The following is a 26112-nucleotide window of genomic DNA, read 5'->3' on the forward strand; positions in this document are numbered from 1 at the left end:
GAGCGCGCACAAATGGAACCCTACAAACCCCTCAGCCGCTCTATCGCAGGGCATAAGGCCATCATCACAGGCGCTGCGAGCGGCATGGGCCGGGCGACGGCGCATCTGTTTGCTTCTGAAGGGGCACACGTTGCGGTCACTGACCTTGATCAGGCCAAATGCGACGCGGTGGCGAATGAGATTAACGACGCCGGCTATGCGGGCCGCGCGTTTCCCCTTGCCATTGATGTCAGCGATGAGGCGGCGATCAATTCTGGCGTTTCCGCAATCGCTAATGAGTTCGGCGGGCTGGATATTATCGTCAACAATGCCGGCTTTGCGCGCCACGCGCCGATTGAGGATGAGAGTTACCCCGGTATCTGGGATGCAAGCATAGCCGCTATGCTGACCGCGCATCAGAAGACGATCCGCGCCGCCATGCCGCATCTTCGCAAAAGTGATTGCCCGCGCATCGTCAACATTGCCTCGACCGAGGGACTAGGCGCAACACCCGGCAATTCGCCCTATGTCGCGGCGAAGCACGGGGTGATCGGGCTTACAAGAGGGCTCGCGGTGGATCTTGGAAGAGACGGGATTACCGTCAATTGCATCTGTCCTGGCCCCATCCGCACCGGCATTACCGAAGGCATTCCCGACGAGCACAAGGAAATCTATGCGAAACGCCGCGTGCCGCTTCGCCGATATGGCATTCCTGAAGAGGTCGCGAATATGACGCTATCGCTGGTGCTTCCGGCGGCGAGCTTCCTGACCGGCGTTGCAATTCCGGTCGATGGCGGGCTGACGATCAAGAACGCCTGATTAGCTTTCCGGCTCGTCCGGAACATAGCGCAGAATGTCGCCCGCCTCGCACTCGAGATAGTCGCAAATTTTGGAAAGGGTTTCGAACTTGACCCCTTTGACCTTGCCCGATTTCAAGAGCGACAGGTTCGCATCGGTGATGCCAACGTAAGCGGCAAGGTCTTTCGATTTCACCTTGCGCGTGGCTAGCATGATGTCGAGGGTAACTTCGATAGCCATCAAATATATTGCTTTGTCTCTTCCTTGGCGACTTGCCCTTCCCGCAATGCCTGCCCCAATGCGAGAAGGACCACTCCGACCAGTAGAAACAGGAAATCGAGGTCAAAGAAGGTAAAGGGGATAATGAACTTGTTCTCGGCCCAGAAGCCAGGAATTCCGAGCAGCGGAATAACAAAGGCAACAAAGCGGGTCGTCGAATAGAGCAGGATCATAGCCACCCCGAGCCGTTTTAACGCGTTGCGAGCCGGGTCTATCAGCAACTCACCTTGCTCTGCATATCCGAGGAACCGGTTGAGTGAAAAGAACAGCATTCCAAGCGAGGTGACCGCAAGCATATTGGTCACAATGATCGCGACAATTGTGGGTATGTTCAACTCAAGCGATGAAGCCTCGTCGTCGATAAACTCAATCAACATTCCCGCATCGCCCGTCAATGCCGCGATACAAGCAACGGTTATCAGCAGGCCAGCAACCAACGTCATCGTGCAGGCAAGCACCCTCAACACCCGGTACAACAGGCGGCTTTGCAGGCCCCGTTCGTTTTCCATATCACTTGATCTCACGAAGTTCGGCTTCATCCATACAGTTCGTTTTCCATTTTTGAAATCCACTACCAACATGCCGGATGCAGGTCCTGCTCTGGACCGCTCCGGACATATCGTCCCGTTATCTGCAGTGTGCCGGGTGAGCATTACGCCCACCGGCCGTGTCACATGCTCTAACAACCCAGATAGTCTTGGCGGTCGCGAATGTAATCCTTGGCCGCGCGGTGTTCGTCCTCATCAAGGTTATCGGTAAGCGCATCCAGATCGGATCTGGTCGATGACCCGCCCTTGCTTGAAAGGCTTTCCAGATTGTTCAACAATGCGCTGGTCCCGGCCTCTTGCGCACCCTCTTCTTCATATTCGAAGGCAACGGCAAGCTGGGCGCATGACATGGCATCAAACCGGGCCATTTGCCGGTCACTGAGGCTGACACAGCCAGTAAGGAGCACCGCAATCGGCAGCGCGCTAAGAATTCTCTTCATTGTTCTTCTCCATAGTCCGGATCAGCCGGCAAAACCGCCCGAAGCTGTCCAGATGAATGTTGCGGTGAAGGCGATGAAATTTAGCATCAGGACAATCAGTCCCGCGACGACGAGTTCTCTCATTCAGCGCCTCATTTGTTGCAGTCGGGTTTGCTGCTGAACGGGTCGATATGGGCATGGGGATGACCCGCTCAGCAGCAACTGTTCGGCTAGAAACGCAAGGTCGCGCCAGCCATGACTTGATTGGATTGCAAGGTGCCGTCGAGGTTGTTGCGGCGATACTCGACGCGCAATGCGGCGTTTTCGTTGAACGCGAATTCCGCGCCGCCGCCAAACATCAATCCGTCCGCGTTCTGCGTTGCTGTGGCTATCGGGGTGTCACTGCCATTGGCGAAAGAGCTGACCGAGTAGCGTGTGCGGTTGTATCCCACGCGGCCATAGACAAGCACACGGTCCGCAAGAACCATACCTGCACGGGCAGATGCGTTTGCAGACCATTTGGGGTTCAGTTCTGCTGTTCCGCCGGTTGGAATATCATCGCGGATGGTATTGCCGTTCGGGCTGAAACCTGCCTCGACCCCGACGACGAAATTGCTCATCTGAAGGTCGTAGCCCGCGTATCCGCCATAGATGAAGCCATCCTCTTTTGCATCGAGGGTAACAGCGTTGGCGCCCTCCAGAACGGGTTCATCGATACTTTGGCGTTCGTACCCGCCCTGGATACCGACGCTCACACCCGTGAAAAGGTCATCTGAGCTTTGTGCTGCGGCGACCCCCGGCGATGCGATGGCAACGCACGATGCGAAGGCCAGAAGAAGGGGGCGATTGAAAAGTGTCATTTGTTATTCCTTAAATCTGAATTGAGCGCAAAAATCCGCCGCGCAAATCGATGCGCGTTGAACTCACAAGTTTTGGAGAAAAGTCGGGGTTTGAGCCGAACCGAACCCTCGACGAGGGCACCGTTCAGTCCAGAGCTATTGAGTTATCGCTTCTTATGCCTCCAAGCGTGATTGCAGGGGCAGAACTAGGATCGCCGACATTAATTTACAATGAATTATTATTGTCCGACAATAAAATTATAGTGTGGATTGGTAATTTATCGAAAATTCAAGGCACTAGCATTCGAGACATCTCACCTGGCCCCATCCGCAAAGGGATCAGCGCCAGGATTTTCCAATATGTTGCTACGATAAAGCCATCGCCCGTGCTTCCAGCCGCAAGCCTTCTTACCGCCGCGGCAATTCCCGCTCATGGCGGCCTGACGATCAAGAACGCCTGATAAAGCGGGAAATCAATAAAACGCGATCTGGTTGGATATCGCCAGCAGCTTGCGGGCAGGCGACCAAATGCGGGTTGTCTGGGAGAAGCGGCTGTTGAACACCCGGTCGGCAGTGGCTTCGATCAACAGAAAGTCGCTGCCGACCTTGTCCATATCTTCCTGGGTGCAGAAGATATGCAGATCGTATTGCACCGTCGCGCCAAAGCGCGGGGTGCTGTCGAGGAAAAAGGTACGCGGCATTGGTGTATCCGACACAGCGAGAAGCGCCTTTGCGTCCCAAGGCCGATCCTCCACATCTCTCACCCACAGGGCCGAATGCGGGCGCTCCTGCTTGGAAAAAGGCTTACCTAAAGCAACCCTCTGCTCATAACGGCTCAGGAACCTTGGGCCGGGAGAATTGGGGAGCGCTTCCGAGTTTTCGGGGAGTTTTGCCTCGGGAAAATCGCAGGCATAATCGAGCGCCTTTTCCTTCATGTCAGAGAATACATAGTTCGCGGTGAAGAGCGGCTCTCCTGGAGCGTCCCCGCTCGTGAACTCTGTCCGAAGGAAAGAGGTGCGCTTGCCCGCCCGTAAAGTGCGGACATCAATGTCAATTGCTGCCTCGGGAAGCGGCTTTAGAAACGAGGCCGTGGTGCTTGCCAGCATGCCGGTTTGCGGTGCCGCTTGCTGAATGGCTGAATACCCCAAGGCAAGCGCCCAGCCCCCAAAGGCTGATTGAAAATTCCAGTACATTTCGCCGCCAGCCGAACGCACCCGAGTGTCGCTTACGTTGCTGATCTGCGTCGCTTGATCTAACGCGAATTGGGTCATTGATAAGGCTCACTTTCCAGGCGCTCTGGCTGTATTTAGAATAGTGAACGCATGAGTTCATTTTTGTTCCTGAAAGCGCGCAGAAAGTTGCAGTGTTACAAGGCAAAAGCCTCTCTTGCCGCTGCTTCAACGCCTGCCATGGCTTCGCGCCAACTGCCAGGGCCATAGCTGATGCGGGCGACGCCGAGTTTCGCGAGCTCAGCGTTGCTGACCATGCCCGGCAAGCGCATCACATTGACTGGTAGATCAAGCGCTTCGACAACCTTGCCGATCATCTCGGCATTGCTGAGGCCAGGAATGAAAAAGCATCCTGCCCCTGCCGCGTGATAAGCCCTGCCCCGTTCGATCGCTGCTTCGACAAGGTCGGTTTGGTTCGGGTCCTTGCCTGCCATTAATGGGCCGAGGAAAGTGTCAGTGCGCGCGTTAACGAACAGACCTGCTTGCGCAATCGCGGCAATTCGGGCGGACTGCTCGGTTATCTCGACCAGCCCCTCGCCCCCGATAACGCGATCCTCGAAGTTGCAACCCACAGCGCCCGCGCTTTTGAGAGCAACGGCATTGTCTTTGACGCCTTGCGCAGTGTTGGCAAAGCCAGCCTCGAAATCGACGGACAAGGGCAGTTCGATCGCGCCCGCAATCTGCTGCGTGGTGGTGAGCAGCGCCTCTAGAGGAATATCCTCGCCGTCGTCATACCCTTGCGCTCCTGCAAGAGAGGCGCTGCCTGTAGAGATGGCCTTTGCGCCTGCTTTCGCCACGGCCACAGCACTTCCGGCATCCCATACATTGTACAGGACAAGCGGCGCATCGGCGTGATGAAGCTTACTGAAGTGTTCAAGTGTCATTGGAAAAGCTCCTCTTGCGCCTCTGTGTCAGCCTGCATCTCTCGCTTGAGCAACTCGGCCTTTATCTGCGGCCCGTAGGCATACCCGCCCACGCCGCCGCTTGCGGGGACCACCCTGTGGCACGGGATCAGGACAGCGATGTTGTTCGCGCCATTGGCGCTTCCGACAGCGCGGCTGGCCTTCGGATTGCCCAGCATGGCCGCTTGTTCTCCGTAACTCCTCGTCTCGCCCGCAGGGATTTTGCGCAAGGCATCCCAGCAGCGTTGTTGAAAGGCGGTGCCTTTGACGTCGAGAGGGATGTGCGAGTGATCCGATCCAGGCTCCTCAACCGCCGCAACGACGGAATCAAACAAGGCTTTGAATTCGTCGCCTGCTTCGATGATCTCCGCTTTGGGAAAACGCTCGCGCAATTGCGCTTCGCCTTCGTTGAATGATAGGCAGCACACGCCTTTTTCGGTCGCCGCCACCAACATGGCTCCAAGGGATGTGTCGATCACGCTCCAATGCACACGGCGTCCCTCGCCTCCATTGGTCCAGTCGCTGGCCTGCATTCCCAATCGTCCTTTTGTCCCGGCGTAAAAGCGCGATGGCGCGCTGTACCCTGCATCATAAAGCGCCTGAGTGACGCTTGCCCCGCTTTCCAACGCCCCGCGAACGCGTTCTTCGCGAAGGGCGCGCGCGAATGCCGAAGGCGACAAGCCGACGGTGCGTTTGAAGAGGCGTTGAAAATGGGTTGGCGAATATCCGGTGAGGTCAGAAAGCTGGTCGAGCGTCATCGCGCCCTTGCCATCGGTCACGGCACTGCTGATCGCGGCAATGGCTGCCAGAACACAGGCCTCTTCGGCGCTTTGAGTGTTGGGCGAACACCGTTTGCAGGCGCGAAGACCGGCAGCTTCTGCATCCGCCGCGTTCGCATAGAACTTTACGTTCTTGCGCAGCGGCGCACGCGCCGGACATGATGGGCGGCAATAAATGCCGGTGGAATGCACACCTGTCACAAACGCGCCGTCATAGCGGCGGTCCTTGGCAAGCGCGATTTGCCAGCGTTCATCATCGGTAAGGTCGTTCGTCTTTGTCATGCTGCCTGTCATGCACCTGCCGCCTGGCGGCGGCTTCCCGAAGCTTGCGCCCAATGTTGCCGGGTTCGATCAGACACCTTGTTCGAGCGTTTCCTTGAGTGCGCCCAAGCCCGCCTGAACAATCCCGCGAATAGTGTCCTCTTCGCTATCTGGCAGGACATCGGCGATCCATTGCACCTGGCAGCTTGCGCCATCACCGCCCAGAACTTGCATGGAGGCGTTATGATGGTCCCAGCTTCCCCCTTGCGCGGTCCATGCGATCAGCATCGCTGCGTCGTCATGTGCAATGATGGGCTCGACCAGAGTGACGTCATTTGTAAACGTAACGGTGCGGACATTCTTTACGGGATCATACTCGCAGCGGGCGACCAATTGTGGAACGCTGGTCTCAAGTCCGCCGATATCCCCGACCGCCGCCCACGTGTCATTACGGTTGCGATTGATCTCCACCGTTTCGATAATTCTTGCCATATTTCTCGCCTCTGGCCCATCATTTCATTGTCCGCTAGGGCAGTAGCCTATTCGATCACCTGCTCGCCGCCAAGCGCGTCTTGCCACCAACCCCGAAAGTCCATGAATACAGTGTTCCGATATCTTTGCGCCGCATTTCTTGCGCTTCTTGTCCCGCTTCAATCGGTAAACGCTGATCCCGGTGACATCGATGCCGCCGCGCGCGGTGTGGTGCGCGTTGTTCTCATCGATAACAGCGGCGAGGATGCGGCGCCTGTCACCCATGGCAGCGGTTTTGCGGTGGGTCCGCGCATGATCGTCACCAACGCCCACGTCATCCGCGAGGCGCTGGTCGATGACACTCTGAAGATCGGCATTGTGCCCAGCGAAGGGCCAGGAACAGATGGGGCAGGAACCTTTGCAACCCCTGTGGCGGTGTCACCGCGCAACGATTTGGCGCTGCTTCGGATTACCGATGGCAATCTGCGCTTGCCGCCGCTGACGCTTGCGGGGGGCGTGGATGAAAGCATGAGCATGGGCGAGGTTTCCGCTGTCGGTTACCCGATGAATGTGGACCTCGCGCAAGGACTCGAGATCCGCGATATCTTCCGTGCGCAGCCTCCGGTGAAATCGCGCGGGTTCCTGTCCGGCGAACGGCCCAGCCGGCAGTTCGACACGATCCTGCACACAGCGCCGATTGCGCGCGGCAATTCGGGCGGACCGCTGCTGGACGGGTGTGGCCGCGTTTTGGGCGTAAACAGTTTTGGTGCGGATTCTAACGGATCGGATGCAGAGTTCTATTTCGCTGTATCCTTGCGCGAATTGCTCCCCTTCCTGCGCGAAAACGGGGTGGAGCCTTCGGTCAATGCGCTTCCCTGTACGTCGATTGACGACCTCAACGCAGCAGAGCGTGCCCGGTTTGATCAACAACGCGCAGAAGCCGCAGCACGGGTCGAGGCGCGTGCCGAAGAGCTTCGGGAAAAACGCGCAGCCGCACAATTGCAGGCGCAGATCGAAATCCTCGATGCACGCGACAACGCAATGGCCTTGGCTATGGTGCTTCTGCTTGTCGCGATTGGTGCAGGCTACACAGCGGGCCAATTGCGTGCCTCAATGGCTGAGAAGCCGGAGAACCAACAGCGCGCCATGATCGCGGCAGGCGTCGCTGGCGCGGCAATTATCGGCGCGGCTCTCGTGTGGATTACGCGGCCAAGCTATGGCGATATCGAAGAGCGCGTGGCGGTCCTTATGGGCGAGGTCGAGGACCCTGATACGGGTACAGAAAATTCTGACGGCGATCTTGCGGGCGATGGCACTCTTATCTGCACTCTGGTCCCGGAACGCAGCCGGGTAACCGGTTCGCGAACGGATGATGTCGAGTTTGACTGGGCTGCAAACGGCTGTGTCAACGAGCGCACCCAATATGGCATGATCAATGGGGAATGGACCCGCGTTCTTGTGCCGTCGAGCGAGGCGGCCGTTTCGGTCAGCCGCTACGATCCCGAAACGCGCACCTATCGCACAGACCGCTATCTTTTGAGCCAAAAGGATATGGAAGCCGCCCGTGCCGTGCGCGGTGAGTACACCCCGCCCGCCTGCGGTGTGACCGATGCAGCGCGCGTTCTGGGTGAACAGCAAGCCGCCCTCATTGCGATGCTGCCGGACCGCCCCAATGAACGGCTGGTCTATTCGTGCGAGAGCAAGAAAGCAGGCGGCATCGGCGGCGCGCTGGGTGCTGCCTTCGATGAAGAGTTTGGGACCGGAGAATAGCGGGGCAAAAACGAAAACGGACCGCCGAGGCGGTCCGTCAGTCTCGTCAGATTGCTTGCCGACTACGCCGCCAACGCCTCACCCGACAACGTAATCCGGTGCATCTCGCGGTAGTGACCTTGGTAGTCGTTCATCGCATTGTGCCACGTCGTGCGGTTGTCCCAGATCGCGATTGTTCCCGGCTTCCACTGCAAACGGCACTGGTTTGTCTCGGTTAGTGCTGCATCCAGAAGCTTGTTCAAAAGCGGCAGGCTTTCCTCACGGGTCTGACCAACGAAATGGATCGTGAAGCCGCTATTTACATACAGCATCTTGCGCCCGGTGTGGGGGTGACGGATCACCACAGGGTGAATAGCGCCCGTTTTGAGGTTTTGCCCGCGCAGATGCTCACCCATATCGGTCTGGGCATAAAGGCCGCCTTCTTCATAGACATGGTCGGCGGTGTGATAGGCCTCAAGTCCTTCGATCTGCTCTTTCAGATCATCCGACAGCGAATCGTAGGCCGCACCCATATGCGCCCACATTGTATCGCCGCCTGATGGAGGAAGGTGACGCGCCACCAAAACCGAGCCCATCGCCGGAATCTGGTCATAGGAGTGATCGGTGTGCCATGCCCCGCCGATATTGGTCTGCTGATCGGGCTCTTTTTTGACGATGGCGATTTCATTGAACTCTTCCTGCAGCGGGAAGTAGTTGTTCACGTCGATCCCGCCCCACCGGCGACCAAATTTGATGTGATCTTCAGGCGAAAATTCCTGATCGCGGAACACGGCAACACCATGCTCGTAAATGGCCTGCTTGATCGCATCCATTTCTGCATCGCTGCAACTGGCAAGCGCGACGCCCGAAACCTCGACACCGCATTGCGGCGCCATTGGCGTGAGTCTCATTTTCTCTCTCCCTTAAGGTGTTTTCACCGTTATTTGCACGGCAATCTGACTCAAAGCACTGTGCCTGTCCAGAGAATCCCGTCAACGCCGCTTGCAAGTCGAGACCCCCTTTGCTAGGCGCGCGCCAACTTCGGCAGGAGGGTTTCCCGAACCCTTTTGTAAGCCCGCTAGCCGACACACTTTTTCTCATGCCTCAAAGAGGACAAACGACGCGTGGAAACTTCCGCCGGTATTCAGTCTAGCCTTGCAGGGCGTTACGCCTCGGCTCTCTTCGATCTCGCTAGCGAGAACGGGACCGTGACTGCTGTCGAAACCGACCTCGAAACGCTCAAAGCAGCGCTTGGCGAATCGGACGAATTCACAGCCGCTACGACCAACCCGCAGCTCACCCGGGCCGAACAAGGGGCAGCCGTTGCTGCGATTTCAAAACATTTGAAGCTTTCGGATCTCACCGGCAGCTTTTTGGGTGTGCTTGCCGGCAACCGCCGCCTCGCCAAGCTTCCCGCTATGATCGCAGCGTTCAAGGCCATTGCCGCCGCACAGCGAGGCGAGGTCTCCGCGACTGTCACCAGCGCGCATCCTTTGGACGAGACCCAGATTAAGACGCTTAAAGACAAGCTCACCGCACGTGTGGGCCGCACCGTTATGCTTACAGCCGACACGGACCCCGATCTTCTCGGCGGTCTGGTCGTTACCATTGGATCAGAGCGCATCGACGCCTCGATCCGCACCCGTTTGAATTCACTTTCCCAAGCTATGAAGGCTTAAAGGACTACGCACATGGAAATCCGCGCAGCAGAAATTTCAAAGGTCATCAAGGACCAGATCGCCAATTTCGGTACCGAAGCTGAAGTCAGCGAAGTCGGCACCGTATTGAGCGTTGGTGACGGTATCGCCCGTATCCACGGCCTCGACAAGGTTCAGGCAGGTGAGATGGTCGAGTTTGCCAACGGCGTTCAGGGCATGGCTCTGAACCTTGAAAGCGACAATGTCGGCGTCGTGATCTTCGGCTCTGACGCCGAGATTAAAGAAGGCGACACGGTTAAGCGGACCGAGACCATTGTGGACGTTCCGGTTGGCAAGGGTCTTCTTGGCCGCGTTGTTGACGCGCTTGGCAACCCGATTGACGGCAAAGGCCCGATCACCGACGTCACGCGCCAGCGTGTTGAAGTCAAAGCGCCGGGCATTATTCCGCGCGAATCAGTTTCTGAGCCTGTTCAAACCGGCCTCAAAGCCGTTGACGCTCTGGTCCCTGTTGGCCGTGGTCAGCGCGAGCTTATCATTGGTGACCGTCAAACCGGTAAAACCGCTGTCGCCATCGACACCTTCATCAACCAGAAGGGCGTGAACGCAGGCGATGACGAGAGCAAGAAGCTCTACTGTGTTTACGTAGCCGTCGGTCAAAAGCGTTCGACCGTTGCGCAGATCGTGAAGCAGCTCGAAGAGAACGGCGCGATGGAATATTCCATCGTTGTGGCCGCAACCGCCTCCGAGCCTGCACCGCTGCAATATCTCGCACCGTACACAGGCTGCGCGATGGGTGAGTTCTTCCGCGACAACGGCATGCACGCCGTGATCGTGTATGACGATCTTTCCAAGCAAGCTGTTGCTTACCGTCAGATGTCGCTACTGCTTCGTCGTCCTCCGGGCCGTGAAGCGTATCCGGGCGACGTGTTCTATCTCCACTCACGTCTGCTTGAGCGTGCGGCGAAGATGAACCCTGACAATGGCGGCGGTTCGCTGACCGCTCTGCCGATCATCGAGACGCAGGCAGGCGACGTGTCGGCCTATATTCCAACCAACGTGATTTCGATCACCGACGGTCAGATCTTCCTTGAAACCGACCTCTTCTACCAAGGCATCCGTCCTGCGATTAACGTGGGTCTTTCGGTGTCGCGTGTGGGCGGCGCTGCTCAAACCAAGGCGATGAAGAAGGTTTCGGGCTCGATGAAGCTCGACCTTGCGCAATATCGCGAGATGGCGGCATTCGCTCAGTTCGGTTCGGACCTTGACGCTTCAACGCAAAGGCTCCTCAATCGCGGTGCGCGTTTGACCGAGCTGTTGAAGCAAAAGCAGTTCTCGCCAATGCCGTTTGAAGAGCAGACGATTTCGATCTTCGCTGGCACCAATGGCTACATCGATGCAGTGCCGGTTGAGCGCGTTGGCGAATATGAAGAGCAAATGCTTGCCTTCTTCCGCAGCGAGCACGCTGACGTTCTGAAAACGATCCGCGACAGCGGCAAGTTCGACGACGCCAAGGACGCAACCGTCGCTGCTCTCGAAGCATTCGCCAAGCAATTCGCATAAGGGAGGCCGTCAGTGCCCTCACTTAAGGAACTAAAAGATCGGATCGGGTCGGTTAAATCGACCCAGAAGATCACCAAGGCCAAGCAGATGGTCGCAGCGGCGAAACTTCGCCGTGCGCAGGCCGCTGCTGAGGCTGGCCGGCCTTATGCCGAGCGTTTGAGCGCCGTTATGGCCTCGCTCGCTGGCAAGGTATCCGGCGACAGCGCGCCTAAGCTTCTCGCAGGCACCGGCTCTGACCAGCGCAACCTTCTGGTTGTGGTCAACACCGACAAAGGCCTGTGCGGCGGTTTGAACTCGAACATCGTCAAGGCTGCCAAAGCCAAGGCGCAGGAGCTTCTGGCCCAAGGCAAGCAGGTCGAGTTTTACCTCGTCGGTAAAAAAGGCCGCGCCCCGTTGAAGCGTGAATATGCAAGCGCGATCACAAGCGGCTTTGACACCAGCACGGTGAAAACGCCGGGTTTTGAAGAAGCCGACAATATTGCTGCTGAACTCATCACGATGTTCGATGAAGGCAAGTTTGACGTCGCGCACCTGATCTACCCGACATTCCAGTCGGCTCTGGTGCAAAACCCGACCGTCAATCAGCTGATCCCGGTCCCCTCACCCGAAGTCTCGGATGAAGGCGGCGCTGTGGTTGAATATGAGCCGGGCGAAGAGGAAATCCTCGAAGCTCTTCTGCCGCGCTATGTGAAGACACAAGTTTTCGGCGCGCTGCTTGAGCGTGAGGCGTCAGAGCAAGGCGCTTCGATGACCGCGATGGACAATGCGACCCGCAACGCAGGCGACCTCATCAACAAGCTGACCATCCAGTACAACCGCAGCCGTCAGGCCGCGATTACCACTGAACTTATTGAAATTATTGCTGGCGCAGAAGCGCTGTAAACGAAGGCTAAGGAACCGAAATGGCTACCGCACCCGCACTTAACCAAACGACCAACGGCACTATCAGCCAGGTCATCGGCGCTGTCGTCGACGTGCAGTTCCCTGGTGAACTGCCCGCAATTCTGACCGCGCTCGAAACCAAGAACGACGGCAAGACCCTCGTCCTCGAAGTTGCTCAGCACCTTGGCGAGAACACCGTTCGCACCATCGCTATGGACGCAACCGAAGGCCTCGTTCGCGGCGCTGAAGTTGTGAACACCGGCGCACAGATTTCTGTGCCTGTTGGCCCAAAGACACTCGGCCGCATCATGAACGTTGTTGGCGAAGCCATCGACGAGCGCGGCCCTATCGGCGCAGAGGGCACAGCCCCTATTCACGCCGACGCGCCTGCATTCGTTGACCAGTCAACCGAAGCAGCCATTCTCGTGACCGGCATTAAAGTGATCGACCTTCTCGCCCCATACGCAAAGGGCGGTAAGATTGGCCTGTTCGGCGGTGCTGGCGTGGGCAAGACCGTTCTTATTCAGGAACTCATCAACAACATCGCAAAAGGCCACGGCGGCGTGTCCGTGTTTGCGGGCGTTGGTGAACGGACCCGTGAAGGTAACGATCTCTACCACGAATTCCTCGACGCTGGCGTTATCGCCAAGAACGACGCTGGCGAAGCGATCAGCGAAGGCTCCAAAGTGGCCCTCGTGTTCGGTCAGATGAACGAGCCTCCCGGCGCGCGTGCGCGTGTGGCGCTTTCGGGCCTTACCATGGCGGAATATTTCCGCGACCAAGAAGGCCAAGACGTGCTCTTCTTCGTCGATAACATCTTCCGCTTTACGCAAGCTGGTTCCGAAGTGTCCGCGCTTCTTGGCCGTATTCCGTCAGCTGTGGGCTATCAGCCAACTCTGTCGACCGACATGGGTAACCTGCAAGAGCGCATTACCTCGACCAACAAGGGTTCGATTACTTCGGTTCAGGCTATCTACGTTCCTGCCGATGACTTGACCGACCCTGCGCCTGCAACATCGTTTGCTCACTTGGATGCGACCACCACCTTGAACCGCGCGATTTCAGAGCTTGGTATTTACCCAGCTGTTGACCCGCTCGATTCAACGTCACGCGTTCTTGAACCATCGGTTGTTGGCCAAGAGCACTACGACACCGCCCGCCGCGTTCAGGAAACGCTGCAAAAGTACAAGTCGCTGCAAGACATCATCGCAATTCTGGGCATGGACGAGCTTTCCGAAGAAGATAAGCTCACCGTTGCGCGTGCGCGGAAAATCCAGAAGTTCCTCAGCCAGCCCTTCCACGTGGCGGAAGTTTTCACCGGCATCAAAGGCCTGTTCGTGCAAGTCGAAGACACGGTGAAGTCGTTCAAGGCGGTTGTGGACGGTGAATACGATCACCTGCCAGAACAAGCCTTCTACATGGTTGGCGGCATCGACATGGTGGTTGAGAAAGCCGCCAAGCTCGCTGAGGAAGACTAAGCCTCATGACCGGCACGCTCGACATCAAGGACTGCGTCAACGCGACCTGTCCTTGGTCGGGTGACCCGGTTTCGGCTGATAGCCTGACGATGTACCGCGGCAAGGTTGTGGGGTTCTGCAACACCGGCTGCCGCGACAAATTTGAGAAAGCTGCGTCGGCTTTTGACGCCAGCGTTGACGGATAACAGAAAATGGCACTCCATTTTGAACTCGTAACCCCTGCCAAGCAGGTCCGCTCCGAGGAAGTCCACATGGTTGTGGTTCCTGGCTCAGAGGGCGAATTCGGCGTTCTCGAAGGCCACGCGCCTTTCATGAGCACGATCCGTGACGGCGCGGTTCAAGTGTTCAAGACAGCCGGCGGCGAGCCTGAGCTGATCCAGGTGAAGGGCGGCTTTGCCGAAGTTGGCGAGAACGGCATCACGGTTCTGGCGGAGCACGTCGAGGCCTGATCGGCTACGACAATTCGGGGATCATAGAGGGCGGCCTTCTTGGTCGCCCTTTTGCGTTTCAGCCCACCTGCCCGTGAACCCACTGCGCGATTTCCATAAAGTGTTCGGGCACACCATTCGCGGCAGCCTCTGCATTGATCGCCGCCAGCGTCTTTGCTCGCAAAGCCTCGCGATAAACCGCTTCAGCTTGCGCAAATGCGGAGGCAATGTCGCACGGGGTCTTGCAATCCTTGCGTTTTAATCCGCACGGTCCGTTCTGGCGGATCTCGGTGCAGCGAAATGCCGGCATCGGCCCCTCGATCGCCTGGACAATATCGAGCAGCGTGATCGCATCCACTCCGCGTGCGAGGCGGTATCCTCCGCCCTTACCCCGCACGCTCTCCACTATCCCGGCCCGGCGCAGCAGTTGCATTTGCTTGGCAAGATAGGTCGATGGAACCTCGAAAAAGTCGGCCAAAGCATCCACGCTAAGCCCTTTTCCTTCAGGGACAAGCGCCAGCATCCCGCAGATATGCGTGCACCATTCCACCCCTTTACCTAATTGCATCCTTGACTCCTTAATAGGATATATTTTATCCAGTTAATGATTGTCCGGTTAAGGAGAAGTGCCATGACGCTCACCTCAAGGCAAGCCCGCCAGGCCCATGGCCGCGTCGCAGTCTTTCTGCTGATCTTTATAGCTGTGCACTTCGTCACACATTTCTCCGCGCTTGGCGGGGTGGCGGTGCATACGCGAACCCTGGGGTTGGCTCGCTTGATCTACCAGTGGCCGCTAGTCGAGATTGCGCTTGTCGCTGCTCTGGCTGTTCAAGTCGCGCTGGGCCTCACATTGCTCGGCGCGATCCGGAAACGCAAAACCAAGGATCTCTGGCACTGGGTGCAGTTCATAAGCGCGTGTTACCTTGCCTACTTCATTGTACAGCACACTGCTGCCGCGCTCATTACCCGGCTCTACGCGGGTCTTGAGACGAATTTCTATTGGGCTGCGGGAACGCTCATAATCGAGCCGATCAGATACTATTTCGCACCTTATTACATGATCGCGGTGATTGCGGTTTTAAGCCATTTGATCGCCGCTCTACATTTCAGAGGCGCACGGGGCTGGCATGCCCCTGCCCTGGCGCTTGGCCCGATTATCGGTCTCGCTTTCATGCTTGGCTACGGAGGCGCTCTCCACACATTCGAATTACCACAGGAGTATCGCAACTATTACTCGTTCTTACCGGGCGTAAAGAGCTAGCGTTTCCCCCTTCACAAGCCCCCCTCGAACCGCCACATATCTTCTTAGCAATCCCCCCAAGGAGAGAAGGTTTGAAACTTGTATCCACTCTTGCTCTGGCCGCAGTCATGACGATTGGCGCTGCAACCTCGGCCAATGCCGATGACCACACAGGCAACGGCGTGCCCGGTCCTGAACAGGATCCCTATATCTGGCTCGAAGAAGCGCGCAGCGATGAAGCGCTGGCATGGGTTACTGCCGAAAACGAGCGCACCCTTGGCGTGCTTGAGGCAGACCCGCGGTTCGAAACTCTCAAAGCCGAAGCTCTGGCCATTTTCGACAGCGAAGACCGCATTCCGTTTGTAAGCTTTCGCCCCGATGGCCTCTACAATTTCTGGCAGGATAAAGAGAACCCCAAGGGGCTGCTTCGCCGGACAACCATCGAAAGCTATCAGACGGACGAGCCTGTCTGGGAAACCATTCTTGATGTGGACGCTCTCGCAGCGGCGGAGGGCAAGGAATGGGTCTATAAAGGCTCCACCTGCCTGCCACCTGCGCTCAACAAATGCATGATCGCGCTTAGCGATGGCGGCGAAGACGCGACCATCATGCGCGAATTTGATACCTCTACCAAAAGCTTTGTCGAAGGCGGCTTTGAGCTTCCCGAAAAAAGCCAGGGCGGCATTCAATGGATTGATGAAAACACGCTTCTTGTCGGCCGCGACTTTGGCGAAGGCACGCTGACCGACAGCGAATATCCCTTCACCAGCCGCGTCTGGGTGAGAGGGACCGATATCGCCGATGCGCCAGAGGTGTTCCGCGGCCAATCGGACGACGTTTGGGCAGGCGCGAGCCTGATGCGCGATGCGACCGGCGAAGTGCAGTTGATGACCGCATTCCGCGCCGTCAGTTTCCACGAGAGCGAGTATTTCGTCTCGATCGACAGCGACTGGATCCCGCTCGACATTCCCAAGAAAGCATCGCCATATGGCATCGTGGATGGCCACATGCTGTTTTCAACGGATGTCGATTGGGAAGTGGACGGGCAGACTTTCCCCGCTGATAGCCTTATCGCAGTAGAGCTTGAGGCGTTCAAAGCTGACCCCAATGGCGCGGCAAAGACGCTCGTTTGGGCCCCGCAGGACCGCCAGACCAAGCGCGGCGGCGCAATTACGGCGGGCGCGCTTTATGTGGGCCTTCTCGACAATGTCGTTGGTAAAGTTTTGAAGTTCAACTTTGAAGCCAATGAGACAGGGGGCGCTTGGGAAAGCGAAGAGGTAGCCCTGCCCGACAACGCAACCGTCGGCATTGCGGCCAGCTCGAATGAGAGCGAACAGATCATGTTCACTGTCACCGACTTTCTTAATCCGACAACGCTTTACTACACCGATGGCTCTGGCGATCCCGAGCCGCTTAAAACCTCGCCATCCTATTTCAATGCCGCCGGCATGGAAGTGGAACAGCATGAGGCAACCAGCGCCGATGGCACCAAAATCCCGTATTTCATCGTCAAGCCTGAAGGCATGGAGATGAATGGCGAAACGGCGGTGCTCATGACAGGTTACGGTGGCTTCCAGGTCCCTCGCCTGCCCGGTTACCTCGGTTCCACCGGCAAAATGTGGCTTGAGCGTGGCGGAGCCTATGTGCTTGGCAATATGCGCGGCGGCGGCGAATTTGGTCCCGGCTGGCACCAGACCGCGATCCGCGAAAATAAACAGCGCACCTGGGACGATTTCATTGCCATCGGCGATGATTTGGTGGCCAAAGGCTTCACCTCGCCAGAGCACCTTGGCATTCAGGGTGGCTCACAAGGCGGCCTTCTGGTCGGTACCGCCTTTACACAGCGCCCTGACCTGTTTGGTGCAGCGATTGTGCAAATCCCGCTGTTCGACATGCTGCGCTATCACTTGATCGGCAGAGGCGCATCGTGGATTGGCGAATATGGCGACCCGCGTATCCCTGAACAACGCGCATGGATCGAAGGGTATTCGCCCTATCAGATGATCAAAGAGGGCGTGGATTACCCCACCCCCTTCCTTTGGGCATCGACAGCTGACGACCGGACCCACCCTGCGCACGCGCGCAAAGGCGCCGCACGCCTCAAGGAACAGGGGCACCCCTATTACTACTTTGAGGATATGACCGGCGGCCACTCGGGCGGCGTCGACAATGAACAGCGCGCCAAGCTTCAGGCGCTGCAATATATCTATCTGATGCAGCAATTGATGGACGAATAATCTCGCCGATCAAAGTGCACAAAAGGGCGGTTTTCCAGAGCGGAAGCCGCCCTTTTTTGTGGCCGGTGTAAACAGAACCGACACTTTCGCCTCCGTTCGTCCCAAGGGAAACACAGAAGGCTGGGTCAATGCAAAATTAACCATCCTTGGCAGGTTCGCATTAACTGTTTGAGCCAATTCTGGTTTCAACGGGGCGCAAAGTTGATGAAAGTAAGGAGTTGGAAAAATGGCATATCCCCGCGACATATCCATCGCTCAGGCGATCAAACAGTATGGTCTTCCCAAGAACCACCGCGCGCACTGGTCACCGGCACGCAAAGCAGGCGTTGTTCGCGCTGTGCATGAACGTGCAATCAGCTTCCACGAAGCACGCGACCGGTATCTCTTGAGCCGTAGCGAGTTTGAAGAGTGGGAGCGCAATTACTCTGGCAGAAGCGCCGTAATTGACCGCTCGCAGTTGGAAAGCGTCTGAAGTCTGGTCCGATAAGGTCGTCGCCTCAAGTCTCCTGCTTGCGCTTTTGGTTACCGCTGGCACATCCCCCTAATGCCAGCGACAGCGCTACCGGGCGGCGACCTCGACCATCACTTCATTGCGGCGCATTGGGCCAGGGATCATCGGCGCGTCGTAAAAGGCATATTCGACCGAACCCACCGGCGTTAGGCCCTGTGCCTCAATCCATTGGCCAAGAGCCGCCTCCATCTTGGTTAGATCGCTTGTCGGAGCATTCCCGCTAAAACGAACTGCTGCCATCCGGCGTCCGGGAACTTCGGTCAGCGTAATGTCCGACGGCGGTGTTGGCAGTGTCTCCATCGTGAACTTCGAAGGCATAACAAACCGGGTCCGCCATTCGCCCTCGCCCGTCCTTTCTGACACAACCGGCGAAGTCATGGCGATAGGCTCGTTCTGATCGACCCGCTCTGACATAACGGGCGCAGTCATCGCGATTTCCTCACTCTGTTTTGGCCCGGCACCAGGGCGGTCATTTCCAAAGATGTAGGCGGCCAATCGGCGAAAGCTCTTCCCACTTGTCTCGCGGCGCGTGCCCGTGTGGGTGACCTCGGCGACAATCATTGGTTCGTACTGGCGAAGCTCGAACTCATCGTCCGCAATGACGACCTCGTAAGCGGGTTTTTCAATGTCGCGATATTGTGCATAGGCGACCGCGCCGCCGACTGCGGTCAAACCTGCTCCTGCTGCGACCCATTTGCCGATGCCCATTATGCGTTCCTTTGATAGCGTGTGTCCTATCAGCAGTTACGGGGGTGATTGGTTCCCGGACGTCACCGTTATCGGCGTGTAGGCGCGTGGAAATCGGGCTCTTTGCGGCTCACCCACTTCACAAATTTCTCAATCGCAGGTTTGGCGCGGATAGTGTCCGGATCATCGCCAATGCGCGCAAGTTCGGCGTTGGTGAAGTTGGCGTGAATTGTCTTGTGACAGATCGGGTGCACCGGAACAGTCTCCCGTCCCTTTTTCGATTTGGGCACAGTGTGATGCCACTGGATCAACGTCTCAAAACGGCGGCCACACAGCCAGCATGTCTCGGGATTTGTGCTCAACCGCCCCACTCGGTCAGCGAAAGTGTGTTGCCGTCCGGATCTTGGAACCAGCACACTCTTGCGCCATCGGGAGCGGCCCAGATGTCGCGCTCATCCTGCTCCATGAAGTCAAATTTCAGGAACTGGGCACCACGCTCGGCCAAGCGATCCCGTTCAGCGGCAATATCATCGACCTTCCACCCGATAGCCGTAAATGGGTGTGGGTGGAGCTCCTGAACCTTTTGCACCCGCAACATGGTGCCTGCTGCGTCAAACTCGAGCGAGAATGGGCTGTCGTCGGTAAGCGCGAAACCCATCACCTCAGTATAGAATTTTCGAGCCTTATCAGGCATTTTGGTGGCGGTGAACAGGATTGGGGTCACACTCACTTCTCCTTCTTCGCCGCCGCCTTCTTCTTTTTCATCGTGTCGTGGAAACGGTCGGCCCAGCCTTGTTTGACCAATTGTTCGGCGCGCACCATGCGAAGGTCGCCTGCGCCAACATCACGGCTGACCGCGCTACCAGCTGCGACGATTGCATCATCGCCAATGGTGACAGGCGCGATCAGGGCCGAGTTTGACCCGATAAAGGCGCGCTCGCCGATTACCGTCTGATATTTGAAATACCCATCGTAATTGCAGGTGATTGTGCCTGCGCCGATATTCGCATCTTTTCCGACAGTGGCATCGCCGATGTAGGACAGGTGGCTGGCTTTTGCGCCGGGGCCAAGCGTTGCCTTCTTCATCTCGACGAAATTGCCGACAAAGCTGTTCTCTTCCATCACCGCACCAGGGCGAAGGCGGGCGAAAGGTCCGACTTGCACGCCGGTCGCAAGGGTCGCGCCTTCGAGGTGAGTGTAGGCTTTGATGTGGACGCCGTCCGCGACCGAAACACCGGGGCCAAAGACCACATGCGGGTCGACAGTCACATCGCGGCCAAGCTTTGTGTCATGGCTGAAGAACACGGTGTCAGGAGCTTTGAGCGTCGCGCCATCTGCCATAGCCTCAAACCGGCGCGCCTCCTGCCAGCGCTGTTCTGCCTCGGCCAGCTCTGCGCGGGAGTTGATGCCAGCAACCTCGTCAGGCTCGCATTCGATAACTACCACCTTGTCACCGCGCGCAATCGCTCCGGTTGCGACATCGGGGAGATAGTATTCGCCTTGCGCATTTTCGTTATCGACTGCCTCCAAAAGCGGCCACAGATCGTCCGAATGCGCGATAAGAAGGCCCGAATTGCACAGGCGCGCCTTCTTCTCGCGCTCCGTCGCGTCCTTGAACTCGACCATCTTGCGCACGGTACCATCATCATCGGCAATGATGCGGCCATAGGCGAGGCCATCTTCGGGCTTGAACCCCAGAACAGCGACTTTCGCTCCGCCCTCAAGCGCCGTATTCAACCGCTCGATCGTTTCAGCGCGCACCATGGGTACATCACCAAAGCAAACGAGAATATTGCCGGAAAAACCCTCAAGCGCCGATTTCGCCTGAAGCGCGGCGTGGGCCGTGCCAAGCTGCGGGTCTTGCAAGGCAGTGCTGACTTCGCGTCCTTCGAGCGCTGTATCCAATTGTTCGCGCCGGTCACCGGCCACCACAACAATCCGGTTCATGCCCATCAATGCGACCGTGTCGAGCAAATGCATCAACATCGGCTTACCCGCAATCGGGTGGAGCACCTTGTGCAAATCGCTCTTCATGCGAGTGCCTTTGCCAGCGGCAAGGATAATGGCGGCCAAATCTGTCATTGCGTAAACCTTATAGCACGTTGTGCGGTATTCGGGGGACCGCTTGCCAGCAATTGCTTGCAGATTGAAGTCTGTTCAGCCACGCGGGGGCCCTATATGAGCAATTTTCCTTTTCAGACCATCGGTTTTGACCTTGATGGGACCCTTGTCGACAGCTTTCGCGATCTGGGCGAGGCGGTAAATCACGCGCTGGAGCTTGGCGGATTTGACCGCGTGCCAGTGGACAGCTCGAAAGACCTGATCGGCGGCGGGGCCAAAATCATGCTGAGCAAGGCTGTCGATGCCCAAGGAGGCCTGCCCGCCGACGAGTTCAAGGTTCTCTACAAAAAGATGCTTGGCTTCTATTCAGAGAATAACGCGGTGTACACCCGCCCCTACCCCCATGCGCGCGAAGTGGTGGCAGAGCTCAAGGAGCACGGGGTCAAGGTGATCGTGGTCACCAACAAGTTTGAGGAATTCGCCCGCTCAATCCTCACCCAGATTGATTTTATCGAACCGTTCGAGGGCGTCATCGGCGGTAATTCGCTTGGCAAAGGGCCCGATGGACAATTCCTCGCAAAGCCGCATCCAGAGCCCATTCTAAAGGCGCGCGAGATTTGCGGCGGCGGCGATTTCGCCTTTGTCGGCGACAGCACTTACGATGTGAAGGCCGCAAAGGCAGCAGGCGTCCCGGTTGTGGGCGCGGCCTACGGATATTGCGACAAGCCCCCGCATGAACTCCGCGCAGATGCAGTGATCGATTCGCTCGATGGCCTTATTCCCGCCCTCAAAACGCTGTAATTCTGCCAACTGACGCTACGGCAGCGCGCTCGGGCAAATACCCCTGTTGCAACGCAGCGAAATTCCTGCCACGCAGCGCTCACACTTGAGTTTACGTGGGCGTAAAGCCCGCCCCCCCCTCAACAGCAATAAGAACAAATTTGCACGGAAAGGAACGATCCCATGAGCATCGACTTCAAAGACAAAGTAGCCATCGTCACCGGCGCAGGTGGCGGTCTGGGCCGCGAATACGCGCTTGAGCTTGCCCGCCGCGGCGCAAAAGTCGTCGTCAACGACCTTGGCGGTTCGCGCGATGGCACCGGCCACTCTGACATGGCTCTTGAAGTCGTCAAAGAAATCGAAGCCATGGGCGGCGAAGCCATGTCGAATGGCGGCTCTGTCACCGAATATGACCAGATGGAAAAGATGGTCGCGGACACTAAAGCAAAATGGGGCCGCGTCGACATCCTTATCAACAACGCTGGCGTTCTTCGCGACAAGACTTTCGCCAAAATGACCCCGGATGACTTTGAGTTTGTTCTCAAAGTCCACCTCACCGGTTCCGCTTTCGTCACCAAGGCATGCTGGGAAACCTTCCGCGAGCAAGGTTATGGCCGCATCCTGATGACCGCGTCGTCAACCGGTCTGTTCGGTAACTTTGGTCAAGCCAACTACGGCGCAGCGAAACTCGGCCTTGCTGGTCTTACCAAGACGCTGCAACTCGAAGGCGCGAAATACAACATTCGCGTGAACTCGCTGTCACCGGTTGCCGGCACGCGTATGACCGAAGACCTCTTCCCGGAAGAAGCCTTCAAATTGTTCGATCCAGTAAACGTGGTTCCAGCGGCGCTCTACCTCGTGAGCGAAGACGCCCCAACCAACGCGATCGTTGGCGCCGGCGCTGGCGGTTTCCACTCATCATGGGTTGTGATGAACGACGCCGTATGGCTTCCCGATGGTGAGCGCACAGTCGAAGGCTTTGCTGCACGTTGGGACGACATCAGCGACTTCTCGAACCTGATCGCACCGCAGTCCGGTTCCGAGCAATCAGGCGCAATCCTGAAAGCGATGCAGAAAGTAACCGGCACCGGTCCTTCAAGTGCTCGCGGATAAAACGCCCAAAACTTGCTAAAAATACGGCCTTCGCACAGCAATGTGCGGAGGCCGTTTGCGTTGGGGCCTAATCGTCCACCGCCTTCACAAGACGGCGCTCCATTGGGGCAAGGACGTTGGTGAGGTCTGATCCGCGTTTGAGCACCTGACCATGCTCGCCAAAGAGCGTGTACATGCCTTGCTTGCCCCGAAGGCTTGGTCGCTTCTCCACACGGGCATTGGGCCGCTCTGCTGCGCGGCGAAAGGCAGAGAAGGTCGCGGCATTGCGGTCGAAATCCATTGCATAATCGCGCCATTCACCCGCCGCCACCATGCGGCCATACAGGTCGAGAATGCGTGAAAGCTCGTCGCGGTCAAAGCCGATTTGACCTGCTGTTTTCTTGCCGGGAAATGCGACAATCTGGCCCGTCGCCCCGCCGCCCAGTCCAGAACTCATCAGTCAGCGGTCCCGCTCTTCTTGCCAAGGTCAAACGTGCCTTGCACAGGGGTATCCATATCAGCGTTACTCGCCGCTTTCAGCGCGGCAATCTCGGCCTTCATAGCGCTGAGCTCTGCCTCAAGCTTCTCGATGCAATCGACGGTGTTGCCCTCCTCATCCTCGCACTGCATGCCCAGCGGCGTGCCATAGGGGATGAACTCCTTGATCCATTCTTCGGCTGGTAAAAGGGTTGAGCGAGCCTTTAGCCCAACCATGGTTGCGCCTTCGGGCACATCATCAGTGACAACGGCATTCGCGCCGATGCGGCCTCTCTCACCAACCGTGATGGGTCCGATCACCTGTGCACCCGATCCGATGATGACATTGTCGCAAAGCGTCGGGTGGCGTTTGCCCCCTTTGCCATTGGTGGGGTTGGTCCCGCCAAGGGTCACGCATTGATAGATCGTTACGTTGTCGCCGATCTCAGCGGTTTCGCCGATCACGGTAAAGCCGTGGTCGATGAAGAAATTCTTCCCGATTTTTGCGCCCGGATGAATATCGATCGCGGTGAGCAAACGACTGAAATGGTTTACGAAACGCGCAAGGAAGAACAGTTTTGCGTCAAAGAGCCAGTGGGCGATGCGGTGAAATCCCAGAGCCCAAACGCCTGGATAAAGCAGGACTTCCCAACGCGAACGCGGCGCAGGGTCACGCTCTTTCACCGAGTCCAGATAGGCTTTCAGCTTTATGAACATGAGCGGATTCTCCCACCAAAAGGGCGCAATTGCAAATTTTCCTAGAGCAGTTTTGCTTGGGGCGGCCCATGCAATGCTTCTAATGCTGCGCGCCAGACCGACATGGTGGCAGGTACAGCGCGTTCAAGGCTGATGCGATCAATGGTCGCAACAAGCGTCTCGATATCGGCAAAGCTGCGCCTTGTGCGCGGCACCAGATATTCGGCCGCGCCCTCTGCCAAAGAAAGGCTGCGTGCCTCGGCATGCGCCTCGATCAATTCTGCCGTCATGGCATCATCAGGTTCGCTAATGGCCAGTTGAAGCGATCCTCCAAGGCGTGATTTGAGGTCGGGCAAGGTCACATTCCAAGGCGTTTTATCCGCGATCAGCAAAAGAGGCTGCCCCGCGTTGGAACCGCCGTCCTGCACAGAATTCCAGCGATGGAATACGTCCGCCTCCTCCAGCCTATCTGCCCCATCGACGACTTCTATACCTTGCGCGCTCGCCCAACGTCCCAGCAGCGACTTTCCCGACCTCGGCGGCCCTGTCAAAATTGCTGCGCGAAATGGCCAGCTGTCCGTGTTTTGCAACGCATCAACCACGCCCGCATTGGCATTACCAACGACAATACGCTTCGCATCGGCCCCGCTTGCGATCGTGAGCGGGAGAGCGATTTGGGACGGAGGGTCTGTCGCGGCGGTCATGCAAAACAGGCGCTCTTAACGGCTAATGGCAAGCGCGTTTGCGCCCTCGTTCACAGCGAACCCACGTGAACGAAGCTCTGCCGCAAGAGCCGAAAGCTCGCCAGCATAACTCACCCGCATAACCGAAGTGCCACCCATGGCCGTGCTGGTGACTGCGACGCCGCGAACGCCGGGCACCTGGCGCACGGTCGAAAGGTTTGCATCGAATGCCATCGGATCCGGCGTTGCAAATTGAATGGTATAGCTGTTCAGCGCCGCTGCCGCCGGACCGGGCGTTTGCGTCGTTGGCGCTGCCGTGGTGGGCGACGAGGCAGCAGTAGCGGCCTGCTGCTCAGCCCGGTCACGTGCCCGAATGGCCCGCCCGATTTCAATCAGACGCGCAATCGCAGGGTCCACCTGGCCCGAGCCGCCGACGCGCAATGTGGGGTCAGGCTGGAGCTTCCCATCGACCAGGGCTTGTTCGTAAATGCGGTCGATCCGGTCGACCGCTTCCCCCAGCATTTCAGGCAGTTCGCCAGGTCCGCTTGCAGTGAGAGTAAAGCTTTCGAGAAAGAGGCTATCCGGCCCGTAACGCGCCGTGAATGTGCCGGTGATCGGGCCACCGGGGAATTGATGGTCCAGCTTGGCAATCGGGACAAGGGCGTCGGCTGCGCCATATTGGTCGAGCGTCAATCTCCACCAGGCGCGGCTGCGACGGCCAGCCTGTCCAAAGTTGAGATGCAGCGAATCGCCGCCAGCGCCAGTGGGCCGGACATAATCGATGCGGCTGGTGCCCGGATTGAATTCAGCCCAGGCGCGCTGCCATGGATTGCGCACTTCAAACGCGGTGTAACTGCCCCCGCTCACCACAACCGGCACAAGCAGCATTGGCGCAGACGATCGCCCGGAACGCTCGCCGCCCAAGATGCGTCCTGCCCTTTGCCGGTCAAAGCTGACGCCGAGCGTTGCGACATAGCGTTTCGGGCCGACCCGCTCGCGTTGGATCACGATGGCAGCGACATCAGCCGGCAAGCTGGTCGTCAGAAACCGCCGGACCGCCTGCCTTCGCCCAAGCCTTGCGAGCCGCCTCGCGCCAGCCTTTGCTGCGCGCGTCTGCCGCGCTGCTTCCGGTCACGTCGACTTCGATTCCGCGAACTTCGATATCGGCACTGGACGCGGTGGGCGCGATTCCCCTGTCGCCAGAAACCTGCGCCAAAACAAGCGCATACCCGCCTGCAAGGAAGGCGAGCGCCAAAGCACACGCAATGACCCAGCGGGCGCGGAAAGAGGCTCTCGAAATTGGGCCGGAAGGGTGCGTAATTGCCGTCATCGGGGAAATCTTGTCCGTCTTTGCCCAAACCGGCGTGGAATTCCAAGCCTAAAGGGGTA

General features: G+C 57.8%; 33 protein-coding genes. 13 read left to right on the forward strand and 20 right to left on the reverse strand.

Going from position 1 to position 26112, the window contains the following annotated elements; translation table 11 throughout:
• The first annotated feature begins 12 nt into the window (after positions 1 to 12).
• On the forward strand, positions 13 to 798 hold the full coding sequence (locus tag AC0V6Q_RS06920) for an SDR family NAD(P)-dependent oxidoreductase (protein ID WP_486167664.1): 786 nt from the start codon (positions 13 to 15) through the stop codon (positions 796 to 798).
• Here the strand turns inward: AC0V6Q_RS06920 and AC0V6Q_RS06925 are convergent, their stop codons facing one another.
• The 4 genes from AC0V6Q_RS06925 to AC0V6Q_RS06940 form a co-directional block, all read right to left on the reverse strand.
• Positions 799 to 1017, reverse strand: a complete 219-nt coding sequence (locus tag AC0V6Q_RS06925) for a helix-turn-helix domain-containing protein (protein ID WP_486167665.1) — start codon at positions 1015 to 1017, stop codon at positions 799 to 801.
• Positions 1017 to 1565 (reverse strand): hypothetical protein, encoded by a 549-nt coding sequence (locus tag AC0V6Q_RS06930; protein WP_486167666.1) that lies wholly within the window; start codon positions 1563 to 1565, stop codon positions 1017 to 1019. The genes AC0V6Q_RS06925 and AC0V6Q_RS06930 overlap by 1 nt, the downstream gene beginning before the upstream one ends.
• A gap of 170 nt (positions 1566 to 1735) precedes the next feature.
• Positions 1736 to 2044 carry a lipoprotein gene (locus AC0V6Q_RS06935; protein ID WP_486167667.1) on the reverse strand — a complete coding sequence of 103 codons (309 nt, stop codon included), beginning with the start codon at positions 2042 to 2044 and terminating at the stop codon, positions 1736 to 1738.
• Between the two features lie 209 nt (positions 2045 to 2253).
• A complete protein-coding gene (locus AC0V6Q_RS06940; RefSeq protein WP_486167668.1) occupies positions 2254 to 2883 on the reverse strand; it encodes an outer membrane protein in 630 nt (209 codons plus the stop codon).
• A 50-nt stretch (positions 2884 to 2933) separates the two neighbouring features.
• Here AC0V6Q_RS06940 and AC0V6Q_RS06945 point away from each other — a divergent pair, with 50 nt between their 5' ends.
• Positions 2934 to 3323: a hypothetical protein gene (locus AC0V6Q_RS06945; RefSeq protein ID WP_486167669.1), complete on the forward strand. Its 390-nt coding sequence runs from the start codon at positions 2934 to 2936 to the stop codon at positions 3321 to 3323.
• 12 nt (positions 3324 to 3335) lie between these two features.
• Here AC0V6Q_RS06945 and AC0V6Q_RS06950 read toward each other — a convergent pair whose 3' ends face one another.
• From AC0V6Q_RS06950 to AC0V6Q_RS06965, 4 genes are all read right to left on the reverse strand, one after another.
• Complete coding sequence (locus AC0V6Q_RS06950) at positions 3336 to 4133, reverse strand: thioesterase family protein (RefSeq protein ID WP_486167670.1); 798 nt, start codon at positions 4131 to 4133, stop codon at positions 3336 to 3338.
• 95 nt (positions 4134 to 4228) lie between these two features.
• A complete protein-coding gene (locus tag AC0V6Q_RS06955; protein WP_486167671.1) occupies positions 4229 to 4975 on the reverse strand; it encodes an isocitrate lyase/PEP mutase family protein in 747 nt (248 codons plus the stop codon).
• Complete coding sequence (gene ada / locus AC0V6Q_RS06960; protein WP_486167672.1) at positions 4972 to 6054, reverse strand: bifunctional DNA-binding transcriptional regulator/O6-methylguanine-DNA methyltransferase Ada; 1083 nt, start codon at positions 6052 to 6054, stop codon at positions 4972 to 4974. The genes AC0V6Q_RS06955 and ada overlap by 4 nt, the downstream gene beginning before the upstream one ends.
• A 69-nt stretch (positions 6055 to 6123) precedes the next feature.
• Positions 6124 to 6525 (reverse strand): SRPBCC family protein, encoded by a 402-nt coding sequence (locus tag AC0V6Q_RS06965; protein ID WP_486167673.1) that lies wholly within the window; start codon positions 6523 to 6525, stop codon positions 6124 to 6126.
• A 102-nt stretch (positions 6526 to 6627) separates the two neighbouring features.
• On the opposite strand from AC0V6Q_RS06965, the gene AC0V6Q_RS06970 reads away from it, so the two are divergent.
• On the forward strand, positions 6628 to 8274 hold the full coding sequence (locus AC0V6Q_RS06970) for a S1 family peptidase (RefSeq protein ID WP_486167674.1): 1647 nt from the start codon (positions 6628 to 6630) through the stop codon (positions 8272 to 8274).
• Between the two features lie 62 nt (positions 8275 to 8336).
• On the opposite strand, the gene AC0V6Q_RS06975 is transcribed toward AC0V6Q_RS06970, so the two are convergent.
• Positions 8337 to 9164, reverse strand: coding sequence for a TauD/TfdA dioxygenase family protein (locus AC0V6Q_RS06975; RefSeq protein ID WP_486167675.1), 828 nt, complete (start codon positions 9162 to 9164; stop codon positions 8337 to 8339).
• Positions 9165 to 9377: 213 nt separating this feature from the next.
• Between AC0V6Q_RS06975 and AC0V6Q_RS06980 the strand changes: the two genes are divergently transcribed.
• The 4 genes from AC0V6Q_RS06980 to atpD are packed head-to-tail and all read left to right on the forward strand — an operon-like array spanning position 9378 to position 13831.
• A complete protein-coding gene (locus AC0V6Q_RS06980; protein ID WP_486167676.1) occupies positions 9378 to 9932 on the forward strand; it encodes a F0F1 ATP synthase subunit delta in 555 nt (184 codons plus the stop codon).
• 12 nt (positions 9933 to 9944) lie between these two features.
• A complete protein-coding gene (atpA, locus tag AC0V6Q_RS06985; RefSeq protein WP_486167677.1) occupies positions 9945 to 11471 on the forward strand; it encodes a F0F1 ATP synthase subunit alpha in 1527 nt (508 codons plus the stop codon).
• Positions 11472 to 11483: 12 nt separating this feature from the next.
• A complete protein-coding gene (locus AC0V6Q_RS06990; RefSeq protein WP_486167678.1) occupies positions 11484 to 12353 on the forward strand; it encodes a F0F1 ATP synthase subunit gamma in 870 nt (289 codons plus the stop codon).
• 20 nt (positions 12354 to 12373) lie between these two features.
• On the forward strand, positions 12374 to 13831 hold the full coding sequence (gene atpD / locus AC0V6Q_RS06995; RefSeq protein ID WP_486167679.1) for a F0F1 ATP synthase subunit beta: 1458 nt from the start codon (positions 12374 to 12376) through the stop codon (positions 13829 to 13831).
• Here the strand turns inward: atpD and AC0V6Q_RS07000 are convergent.
• Positions 13828 to 14034, reverse strand: coding sequence for a twin-arginine translocation signal domain-containing protein (locus tag AC0V6Q_RS07000; RefSeq protein ID WP_486167680.1), 207 nt, complete (start codon positions 14032 to 14034; stop codon positions 13828 to 13830). The two genes, atpD and AC0V6Q_RS07000, sit on opposite strands and share 4 nt — an antisense overlap.
• Between AC0V6Q_RS07000 and AC0V6Q_RS07005 the strand changes: the two genes are divergently transcribed.
• Positions 14023 to 14280, forward strand: a complete 258-nt coding sequence (locus tag AC0V6Q_RS07005; protein WP_486167681.1) for an ATP synthase F1 subunit epsilon — start codon at positions 14023 to 14025, stop codon at positions 14278 to 14280. The two genes, AC0V6Q_RS07000 and AC0V6Q_RS07005, sit on opposite strands and share 12 nt — an antisense overlap.
• Before the next feature lie 58 nt (positions 14281 to 14338).
• Here AC0V6Q_RS07005 and AC0V6Q_RS07010 read toward each other — a convergent pair whose 3' ends face one another.
• Positions 14339 to 14827: an RrF2 family transcriptional regulator gene (locus tag AC0V6Q_RS07010; protein WP_486167682.1), complete on the reverse strand. Its 489-nt coding sequence runs from the start codon at positions 14825 to 14827 to the stop codon at positions 14339 to 14341.
• 63 nt (positions 14828 to 14890) lie between these two features.
• Here AC0V6Q_RS07010 and AC0V6Q_RS07015 point away from each other — a divergent pair, with 63 nt between their 5' ends.
• The 3 genes from AC0V6Q_RS07015 (at position 14891) to AC0V6Q_RS07025 (ending at position 18208) form a co-directional block, all read left to right on the forward strand.
• Positions 14891 to 15520, forward strand: a complete 630-nt coding sequence (locus tag AC0V6Q_RS07015) for a hypothetical protein (RefSeq protein ID WP_486167683.1) — start codon at positions 14891 to 14893, stop codon at positions 15518 to 15520.
• A gap of 71 nt (positions 15521 to 15591) precedes the next feature.
• Positions 15592 to 17736, forward strand: a complete 2145-nt coding sequence (locus AC0V6Q_RS07020; RefSeq protein WP_486167684.1) for a prolyl oligopeptidase family serine peptidase — start codon at positions 15592 to 15594, stop codon at positions 17734 to 17736.
• Positions 17737 to 17962: 226 nt separating this feature from the next.
• Complete coding sequence (locus AC0V6Q_RS07025; RefSeq protein ID WP_486167685.1) at positions 17963 to 18208, forward strand: DUF1153 domain-containing protein; 246 nt, start codon at positions 17963 to 17965, stop codon at positions 18206 to 18208.
• Positions 18209 to 18295: 87 nt separating this feature from the next.
• Here AC0V6Q_RS07025 and AC0V6Q_RS07030 read toward each other — a convergent pair whose 3' ends face one another.
• The 4 genes from AC0V6Q_RS07030 to glmU all read right to left on the reverse strand — a co-directional run bounded on the left by AC0V6Q_RS07030 (position 18296) and on the right by glmU (position 21016).
• The gene (locus AC0V6Q_RS07030; protein ID WP_486167686.1) at positions 18296 to 18955 is read right to left on the reverse strand and encodes an SOUL family heme-binding protein; all 660 of its coding nucleotides are present in this window, start codon (positions 18953 to 18955) and stop codon (positions 18296 to 18298) included.
• A gap of 68 nt (positions 18956 to 19023) precedes the next feature.
• A complete protein-coding gene (locus tag AC0V6Q_RS07035) occupies positions 19024 to 19296 on the reverse strand; it encodes an HNH endonuclease (protein ID WP_486167687.1) in 273 nt (90 codons plus the stop codon).
• Positions 19293 to 19658 carry a VOC family protein gene (locus tag AC0V6Q_RS07040; RefSeq protein ID WP_486167688.1) on the reverse strand — a complete coding sequence of 122 codons (366 nt, stop codon included), beginning with the start codon at positions 19656 to 19658 and terminating at the stop codon, positions 19293 to 19295. The genes AC0V6Q_RS07035 and AC0V6Q_RS07040 overlap by 4 nt, the downstream gene beginning before the upstream one ends.
• 2 nt (positions 19659 to 19660) lie before the next feature.
• Positions 19661 to 21016, reverse strand: a complete 1356-nt coding sequence (gene glmU, locus AC0V6Q_RS07045) for a bifunctional UDP-N-acetylglucosamine diphosphorylase/glucosamine-1-phosphate N-acetyltransferase GlmU (protein WP_486167689.1) — start codon at positions 21014 to 21016, stop codon at positions 19661 to 19663.
• Between the two features lie 96 nt (positions 21017 to 21112).
• On the opposite strand from glmU, the gene AC0V6Q_RS07050 reads away from it, so the two are divergent.
• Together AC0V6Q_RS07050 and AC0V6Q_RS07055 are read left to right on the forward strand one after the other, a co-directional pair.
• On the forward strand, positions 21113 to 21796 hold the full coding sequence (locus AC0V6Q_RS07050) for an HAD-IA family hydrolase (RefSeq protein ID WP_486167690.1): 684 nt from the start codon (positions 21113 to 21115) through the stop codon (positions 21794 to 21796).
• Positions 21797 to 21958: 162 nt separating this feature from the next.
• Positions 21959 to 22888 (forward strand): SDR family NAD(P)-dependent oxidoreductase, encoded by a 930-nt coding sequence (locus AC0V6Q_RS07055; RefSeq protein ID WP_486167691.1) that lies wholly within the window; start codon positions 21959 to 21961, stop codon positions 22886 to 22888.
• A 67-nt stretch (positions 22889 to 22955) separates the two neighbouring features.
• Here the strand turns inward: AC0V6Q_RS07055 and AC0V6Q_RS07060 are convergent, their stop codons facing one another.
• From AC0V6Q_RS07060 to AC0V6Q_RS07080, 5 genes are read right to left on the reverse strand one after another with little or no spacing between them, the layout of a single operon-like run.
• The gene (locus AC0V6Q_RS07060; RefSeq protein ID WP_486167692.1) at positions 22956 to 23324 is read right to left on the reverse strand and encodes a DUF2794 domain-containing protein; all 369 of its coding nucleotides are present in this window, start codon (positions 23322 to 23324) and stop codon (positions 22956 to 22958) included.
• Complete coding sequence (gene epsC / locus AC0V6Q_RS07065; RefSeq protein ID WP_486167693.1) at positions 23324 to 24061, reverse strand: serine O-acetyltransferase EpsC; 738 nt, start codon at positions 24059 to 24061, stop codon at positions 23324 to 23326. Before epsC ends, AC0V6Q_RS07060 begins: the two co-directional genes overlap by 1 nt.
• A 41-nt stretch (positions 24062 to 24102) precedes the next feature.
• Positions 24103 to 24744 carry a P-loop NTPase family protein gene (locus tag AC0V6Q_RS07070; RefSeq protein ID WP_486167694.1) on the reverse strand — a complete coding sequence of 214 codons (642 nt, stop codon included), beginning with the start codon at positions 24742 to 24744 and terminating at the stop codon, positions 24103 to 24105.
• A 15-nt stretch (positions 24745 to 24759) separates the two neighbouring features.
• Positions 24760 to 25755, reverse strand: coding sequence for a heavy-metal-associated domain-containing protein (locus AC0V6Q_RS07075; RefSeq protein ID WP_486167695.1), 996 nt, complete (start codon positions 25753 to 25755; stop codon positions 24760 to 24762).
• Positions 25745 to 26053, reverse strand: a complete 309-nt coding sequence (locus AC0V6Q_RS07080; RefSeq protein WP_486167696.1) for a hypothetical protein — start codon at positions 26051 to 26053, stop codon at positions 25745 to 25747. The genes AC0V6Q_RS07075 and AC0V6Q_RS07080 overlap by 11 nt, the downstream gene beginning before the upstream one ends.
• Positions 26054 to 26112: the final 59 nt, after the last annotated feature.

The organism is Erythrobacter sp. S227 (genome assembly GCF_057364925.1).